At 72.5% G+C, this 6,712-nt stretch carries 8 protein-coding genes and 1 pseudogene; 5 read left to right on the top strand and 4 right to left on the bottom strand.

Features of this window, described 5'->3' with window-relative positions; translation table 11 throughout:
- Positions 1-182, bottom strand: a 182-nt coding sequence (locus ACLEQD_RS33940) for a hypothetical protein (protein ID WP_410389764.1), incomplete at its 3' end; no start/stop codon positions are given.
- A 60-nt stretch (positions 183-242) separates the two neighbouring features.
- Here ACLEQD_RS33940 and ACLEQD_RS33935 point away from each other — a divergent pair.
- Complete coding sequence (locus ACLEQD_RS33935) at positions 243-686, top strand: R3H domain-containing nucleic acid-binding protein (RefSeq protein WP_410389762.1); 444 nt, start codon at positions 243-245, stop codon at positions 684-686.
- 54 nt (positions 687-740) lie between these two features.
- Here the strand turns inward: ACLEQD_RS33935 and ACLEQD_RS33930 are convergent, their stop codons facing one another.
- Both ACLEQD_RS33930 and ACLEQD_RS33925 read right to left on the bottom strand, forming a co-directional pair.
- On the bottom strand, positions 741-1,550 hold the full coding sequence (locus ACLEQD_RS33930) for a sigma-70 family RNA polymerase sigma factor (RefSeq protein ID WP_410389760.1): 810 nt from the start codon (positions 1,548-1,550) through the stop codon (positions 741-743).
- A 116-nt stretch (positions 1,551-1,666) separates the two neighbouring features.
- Positions 1,667-2,017: a rhodanese-like domain-containing protein gene (locus tag ACLEQD_RS33925; RefSeq protein ID WP_410389758.1), complete on the bottom strand. Its 351-nt coding sequence runs from the start codon at positions 2,015-2,017 to the stop codon at positions 1,667-1,669.
- A 362-nt stretch (positions 2,018-2,379) separates the two neighbouring features.
- On the opposite strand from ACLEQD_RS33925, the gene ACLEQD_RS33920 reads away from it, so the two are divergent.
- Positions 2,380-3,189, top strand: a complete 810-nt coding sequence (locus tag ACLEQD_RS33920) for a hypothetical protein (RefSeq protein WP_410389756.1) — start codon at positions 2,380-2,382, stop codon at positions 3,187-3,189.
- A gap of 4 nt (positions 3,190-3,193) precedes the next feature.
- Here ACLEQD_RS33920 and hflX read toward each other — a convergent pair whose 3' ends face one another.
- Entirely contained in the window at positions 3,194-4,627 is a 1,434-nt protein-coding gene (gene hflX, locus ACLEQD_RS33915) for a GTPase HflX (RefSeq protein WP_410389755.1), read from the bottom strand.
- Between the two features lie 158 nt (positions 4,628-4,785).
- Between hflX and ACLEQD_RS33910 the strand changes: the two genes are divergently transcribed.
- From ACLEQD_RS33910 to ACLEQD_RS33900, 3 genes and pseudogenes are all read left to right on the top strand, one after another.
- Complete coding sequence (locus tag ACLEQD_RS33910; protein ID WP_410389753.1) at positions 4,786-5,652, top strand: TolB family protein; 867 nt, start codon at positions 4,786-4,788, stop codon at positions 5,650-5,652.
- A complete protein-coding gene (locus ACLEQD_RS33905) occupies positions 5,652-6,302 on the top strand; it encodes a M23 family metallopeptidase (protein WP_410389751.1) in 651 nt (216 codons plus the stop codon). The genes ACLEQD_RS33910 and ACLEQD_RS33905 overlap by 1 nt, the downstream gene beginning before the upstream one ends.
- Before the next feature lie 157 nt (positions 6,303-6,459).
- A pseudogene (locus ACLEQD_RS33900) lies at positions 6,460-6,712 on the top strand (CPBP family intramembrane glutamate endopeptidase); the annotation flags it as partial.

Here is a 6,712-nt window from a genome sequence, read left to right as displayed (position 1 = left end):
AGGCCACGCCGGCCGGGGGGCCGCGTTCCGAAGGGGACGCCCGCGCTGGGAGCGCCCCGCCCCGGCCCCACGCGCATCGCCGCGCACGCGGTGAGCCGCGAGCTCTTGGAGCGCGTGCTGCGCGACCTGCCGGTGGAGGCCGTGGTGGTGGGCCGTCCGGAGAACGCGGACGTGGTGCTCACGCTGCGAAGCCGCGCGAACTCCCCCGGCTGCGCCGCGCGGCCGAGCGCGTGGGGGCGCGCGTGCTGGCCATCAAGCGCAACAGCTCCACGGAGATCCGCCGCGCGCTGCGCACGGAGTTCCACCTGCTGGAGGGCGTGGACCCCGCGGACGTGCACGCCGCGGTGTCGGACGCGGAGGAGGCCATCCAGCGCGTGCTCGCGGAGGGCATCAGCCTGCCGCTCACGCCGCGCCCGTCGCGCCTGCGCAAGGTGCAGCACACCCTGGTCGTGAAGAACCACCTGGAGGCCGTGAGCGTGGGCAGCGAGCCCCAGCGCCACCTGGTCATCTACCCGCTGGGCACCGTGCTCACGGAAGCGTCCGACTCCGCGCCAGCGGACGTGGAGGCGCCGGAGCCGGACGACGCGCTGGAGGAAGACGACGCGCTGGAGTCAGACGAGGGACTGGCGGACGACGACGGCGTGGCGGGCCTCGAGGCGTCGTCCCCGGACGAAGACGGCGCCTAGCGCGTCCTCCCTGGCCGGATGAGCCGGCGGCGGGGGCACCTCGCGTCCACGGGCTCACGCGGACAGCGCACGTGACAGCGCCTGCCGGACCGCCGCGCGCACGGGCGCGGGGACCTCATCCCCGGGGATGCGCCGGCACAGGGACACCGTGCGCTTGAGCGCGTCGCACGCCTCGGTACAGCGCGGGCAGCGCGACAGGTGGTCCTCGAGGCGCACGCAGGTGGCCTGGTCCACCTCCTGCGCGGCGAACTCGGAGAGCTCCTGCGCCAGCTCCGGGCACGCCGGGGCCTGCCCCTGCGCGCCCTCCCCCATGAGCGTGGAGAGGTGTTCGCGCAGCTGGAGCCGCGCGCGGTGCAGCCGGCTCTTGAGCGCTCGCACCTCGATGCCCACCACCTTCGCCGCCTCCTCCGCGGAGAGGCCCTCCACGTCCCGGAGGATGAGCACCTCCCGATGGGCCTCCGGCAGCGCGAGGATGGCCGCCTGCAACACCTCTCCCATCTGCCGCGCATGGGAGACCATGTCCGGCGCCGCCTCGTCCGCCGCGACCCGGCTGGCCGCAGGCGCGTCGAGCGGCTGGAAGGTCTCTGGCACGCCGACGCGCTTGCGGCGCAGGCGGAAGCAGTGGGTGCGGGCCACCTGGTACAGCCAGGTGGACAGCTCCGCGTCCCCCCTGAACGCGTGGATGCCCCGGAAGGCCGTGAACAGCGTCTCCTGGAGCACCTCCTTGGCGTCCTCCTCCGAGCCGCACATCCGCAGGCCGAAGCGGTACACCTGCTTCTCGTGGCGCGCGAGGACCTCGTCCAGGGCCTTGTCGTCGCCCGTGCGCGCGGCCTCCATCAACTGCACATCGGTTCGCGTCGACATCCGCCCCTCGCCTCCTCACCGGAAGAACGCTCGGCTCCCGGAGGCATTTCCAGAGGGAACCCGGAGCCACCGGTAGGGCCGGCAGGTGCGACGACCGCACGGCCCGCCCCCGCGTGTCACGGCCACGCCGACATGGGGCCCAGGTTGAAGACGTCCTGGAACCCCTGCTCCTTCAGCAAGCGCTCGGCACGGCTGCTGCGCGCGCCACTCCGGCAGTAGACGACCACGGGCGTCCGTGGCGAGCCGAGCTCACCGAGCCGCTGCTCCAGCTGGTCCACCGGGATGTTCACCGCGCCCTGCAGGTGCCCGGCGGCGAACTCCTCCGGCGAGCGGACATCCACCAGCGTAGCGCCCGCCTCCACCCGGCGGCGCGCCTCGGCCCCTACGGCGGCGTCCTCCGGGCGCGAGTGCGCACAGGCAATGACGAGGAGACCCACGAACGCGGCGGCGGTGAGAACGGTCTTCATGAAGCGGCTCCATCCGGAATCCCGGGCGGATGGCCCCCGGGAAGGTGCGTGCAATCCGGGTGAGAGCCACCGCGGCGGTAAAAGGATTCAGGGGGTCCGCCGCGTTCAGGACGCGCCGTCCGCCCCGGGCCCCCCACCCGCGCTCAGGGGGCGCCCCGTCCGCGCCGCACCGCGCGAACCGGTCCGACTGTCGGACAGGCCCGCCCCTGGGTGCGCAGCGCGCTGCACACGCCCGGGGTGTCACGGGAGCCCCTTTCCCTGGGGATTCGCGGGGTTGAGGGGGGCATGACGGTTGCTGAGAGGCCGGGGTACGGTCCCCGCGATGGCGCGGGGGATCCGCACCGTCTCTTCCGGAGCCCTTCATGCGTCGCATCGCCTGCCTTGCCCTCGCCGCCCTCGCCACCACCGCCTGCGGAGACAACGCGCCCACGCAGGAGGAGATCGACGACGCGAAGGCCCGCGTGGAGCGCGTGGCGGCCTCCACGCACCTGGTGCGCGGCGCGCTGGAGATGCTGGGCCTGATGCCCGTGTACTCGTGCGGCGAGCCCCGGCGCTCGTTCCTGAACCACGCCGTGGAGGGCCTGTCCTCCACGGTGGCCTGCGCCACGGCCACGGTGCAGGCCATGGACGACGTCACCGACGCCGTCGTCGTGACCTTCCCGTCCGGCGGCTGTGACGTGCACGGCCTGCGCTTCACCGGACGCGCGGTGCTGGAGTACCGCGGCGGCGAGGACCTGATGGAGATGCACGCCGACCTGCGCGAGCTGGCCGTGGACGGCCAGCCGCTCCAGGCGAAGGTGGGCTACGGCACGTGCGCGGACGAGACGCGCCTGTTCGCGGACGTGGAGGGCCAGGTGCCGGGCCGCCAGGGCCACAGCTTCCACATCAACAGCCGCGTGGGGAAGCGCGAGGGGCTGCCCATCATCGGCGGCACCACGCTGCTGTTCGACGGTCCGGGCGAGCTGACCGGCCCGTCCGGCACGGACCGCATCACCTTCACGTCGCTCCTGTACGAGGTGGGCAACTACCTGCCCAAGGAGGGCACGGCCCTGGTGGAGACCGCGGACGGGCACCGGCTGAACCTCGCGTTCCAGCCCGTGCTGTGGCGCGTGGGCAAGGTGGAGGTCACCGTGGACGACAAGGACCCGGTGACCGTGCCCGTCGTGCGCTGACGCGTCAGTCCTGGAGCGAACGGGTCAGCCGGGCGATGGCGCCCGGCAGGCCCCTCACGCGCAGCCGGCTGCCCGTCTCGTCGTAGGCCTGAGACACCACGGTGGTGTGCTCGTACACCTCGCCGATGCGGGCCTGCCGCGCGTAGGGAATCACCAGGTCCGCCTCCACCATGGAGGCCTCGAAGAAGGCGATGATCTCCCGGCGCAACCCGGACACGTCCTCCGGCCGGTGCGCGGAGAGCTGGAGCGCGTCCGGGTGCGCGGCCTTGAGCGCCTCCTGCGCCGCCGCGTCCAGGCGGTCCACCTTGTTGAAGAGCAGCTTGCTCGGGACGACCTCCGCGCCAATCTCGCGGAGCACCGTGCGGGTGACCTCCAGCTGCGCGGCCCAGGTGGGGTCGGACGCGTCCACCACGTAGAGCAGCAGCGACGCCTCCAGCGCCTCGTCCAGCGTGGAGCGGAACGACGCCACCAGGTCGTGCGGCAGCTTCTGGATGAAGCCCACCGTGTCGGAGACGAGGATGCGCGGCCGGGTCTCCGGCTGCATCGCGCGCACCGTCGTGTCCAGCGTGGCGAAGAGCTGATCCGCCACCAGCACCGCGCTGCCCGTCAGCGCCCGCATCAGCGACGACTTGCCCGCGTTCGTGTAGCCCACCAGCGCCACGCGAAGCTGGTCGCGCCGTGCATACCGGCGCTGGTCCTGGTCCTTCTGGATGGCCGCCAGGCCCTCGCGCAGCTCCGCCAGGCGGTCGCGGATCTTCCGGCGGTCCAGCTCCACCGCGGAGTCACCCGAGCCGCGGCCCTGCTGGCGCTCGCTGCCTCCGGAGGACTCGCGCAGGCGCGGGGCCAGGTAGTTGAGCCGGGCGATCTCCACCTGCATGCGCGCCTCGTGGCTCTTCGCGTGCCGGTGGAAGATGTCCACGATGACGCCCGCGCGGTCCAGCACCTGCGCGCCGGTGGCCCGCTCCAGGTTGCGCAGCTGGCTGGGGGACAGCTCGTGGTCCACGACCACCACCGTGGGCTTCGGGCCCGGCTCGATGGCGGTGGCCTCCAGGTCCAGGTCCGTGGCGTCGTCGTCCTCGTCGGGCGGTGCCTCGGCTTCCACGCCCGGCTCACCGGGGGCGTCCGCGCCTTCTGGATCCGCGCCGGCTTCGGCCTCCCACTTCTCGCGCGCCTTGGACGCCTTGCCCTGCGCGCCGGACGGGATGACGCCGGAGCCGCCGGTGAGCGCGGCCAGCTCCTTGAGCTTCCCGGAGCCGAGCACCGTGCCGTTGGCCAACCGCTGCCTGCGCTGGGACAGGGTCCCCACCGCGTCGAAGCCCAGCGTGTGCACCAGCCGCTTCAGCTCCGCGAGGTCCGCGGCATGCGCCTCGTCCGTGACGCCGGGGAGCTGGACACCGACGAGGATCGCGCGCGGACGGTCGGGAAGGGTTTTCGCCATGCAGGGCTCGTAACACGTCGGGCCCGGCCGCGCCCTTGCATCGCCCATTCAATTTTCCGTCTATTCATGAATAACCAGTTTAAAAGCAACTCAATCCCAGACATCGAGAGAACCTTGTCACCGCGCTCCCGTCGCGGTTCACCATCCCCAGGAGTGAAATGAAAAATCGATACCTCGTACTCACCGTGATGACGCTGGTGGGCGGCCCCGCCTTCGCGGAAGCGCCTCCCAACCCGGCGGACCTGCGCCGCGTGACGAAGGCGCGTGAGAGCCTGGTGCCCGCCGTGGAGAAGGCCTTCGGGCCCAGGGCGCGCTTCGTCCAGCTCTTCGGCCAGGGCCGGGAGATGCTGGCGGGCGTGGTCGCGGAGGTCCCCGTGGAGCCGCTGGGCACGGATGACCTGCCGCTGCTGGCCATCGTCCGGTACGCCGAGGACACGGGCGCGGTCCGCGTGGTGGCGCCGGAGTTCAAGTACCGCGAGGCGCGCATCGTGGGGCAGGACGTGGCGCTGCTGGACGGCGCGGGCACGCTGCGGCTGCGCGACGCGAACGGGCAGGAGCGGCTGCTCGCCGAGCAGGTGGGCGGCGACCTGTTCCCCACGGCGAAGGGCGACGCGCTGGTGGCCACGCTGAAGACGGGGGTCCCGGGGCCGCATGAGACGGCGGTGGGCATCATCGACCTGAATGGGCGCGTGAAGGTGCTGGCGGACGGCCCGGGCGTGGACGCGACGCCGAGCATCTCCCCGGACGGCAGGACGGTGGTGTTCGTGTCGGGCCGGACGAGCGTGGCGTCGTTCTTCGTCACGACGGTGGAGGGCGCGGAAGCCAAGCAGCTCACCAACGTGGGCCTGGAGAACTGGATGCTGTTCGGCGGCCCGCCGAAGGAGTTCGTGCCCCCGCCCGTCTCCAGCCACCACATGGAGTGGTTGAGCGAGGACGTGCTCCGCTACAACGCGGGCGGCGGCGTGTTCTGGACGCTCAACGTGCGCACCGGCCACGCGGCCGCGGACGTGGGAGGTGCGAAGTGATGCGCTCCACCCTTCAGCGGCTCACGGTGGCGGTGGCGTTCGCGCTGCTCGCGCTCCCGGCGGTCTCCTCCGCGCAGACGATGTTCCGCTTCCCCGCGTCGCAGCTCGCGGACCAGTGCGGCAACGGCGGCTGCACGGTGAGCGCGTACAAGGACTACGGCGGCCGCGACTACGCCTGCGGCGGCGTGCGCTACAGCGGGCACACGGGCACGGACTACGCGCTGGTGGGCGGGTTCTCCAAGATGGACTACGGCGTCTGGGCGATGAACGCCGCCCGGGGCTACGTCGAGGCGTCGGTGGATGGGTACTACGACCGGTGCAACTACTGGGACCAGGCCAATCCCTATGCCGCGTGCGGCCTCTACACGGCGAACTACATCATCATGCGGCACCCGGACAACACGCAGACCTGGTACTGGCACCTGAAGGCCTACACGCAGCAGTTCGCCCGGGGGACGACGCTCTCCTGCGGCAACTGGATCGCGCGCGTGGGTTCGTCCGGCGCGTCCACGGGACCGCACCTGCACTTCGAGTACTGGGTCCCGGGCTACGGCACGGATGACCCCTACGCGGGCTCCTGCGGCACGCCCTACACGCGGTGGACCGCGCAGGGCGCGTACCGGGGGCTCCCCGGCATCACCTGTCAGTAGGCCGCGTGTGTGACGGGGCGGGAGGGGCCCGGAAGAAAGCCCTCCCGTCCTGAACCGGGCGTCGCGCGGAGGAAAACCCGTGAGCGGCGGGGCGAAGCCGTTAGCGTGTCCGGGAACCCCACGGGTCCCTGCCCCGTGGCGCCGGAAGGAAGTGCCCGTGGTGCTTCGTGGAGATGTCGCCGTCCTGCTGGAGAAGGCCCCGTCGAAGCGCCAGGCGCTGGCGGAAGCGGCGTTCGTGTTCTTCGCGGTGCTGGGGCCGTCGTCGGTGGCCCGGCTGGGCAAGGGCGCCGCCGTCGCGGTGGAGCTGGCGCTGCTGGCGTGGGGCCTGATGCTCCTGCGTCCCTGGGAGTCCTCGCGGCGCGGCGCCTGGTGGGGCGTGCTGGGGCTGGTGGTGGCGCTGGGCGGCGCGG

Origin of the sequence: Corallococcus sp. 4LFB (assembly GCF_046520365.1) — a bacterium.
GTDB lineage: Bacteria > Myxococcota > Myxococcia > Myxococcales > Myxococcaceae > Corallococcus > Corallococcus caeni.
The sequence above is the reverse complement of the archived record's forward strand: the minus strand, read 5'-3'. Positions and strand labels throughout refer to the sequence as shown.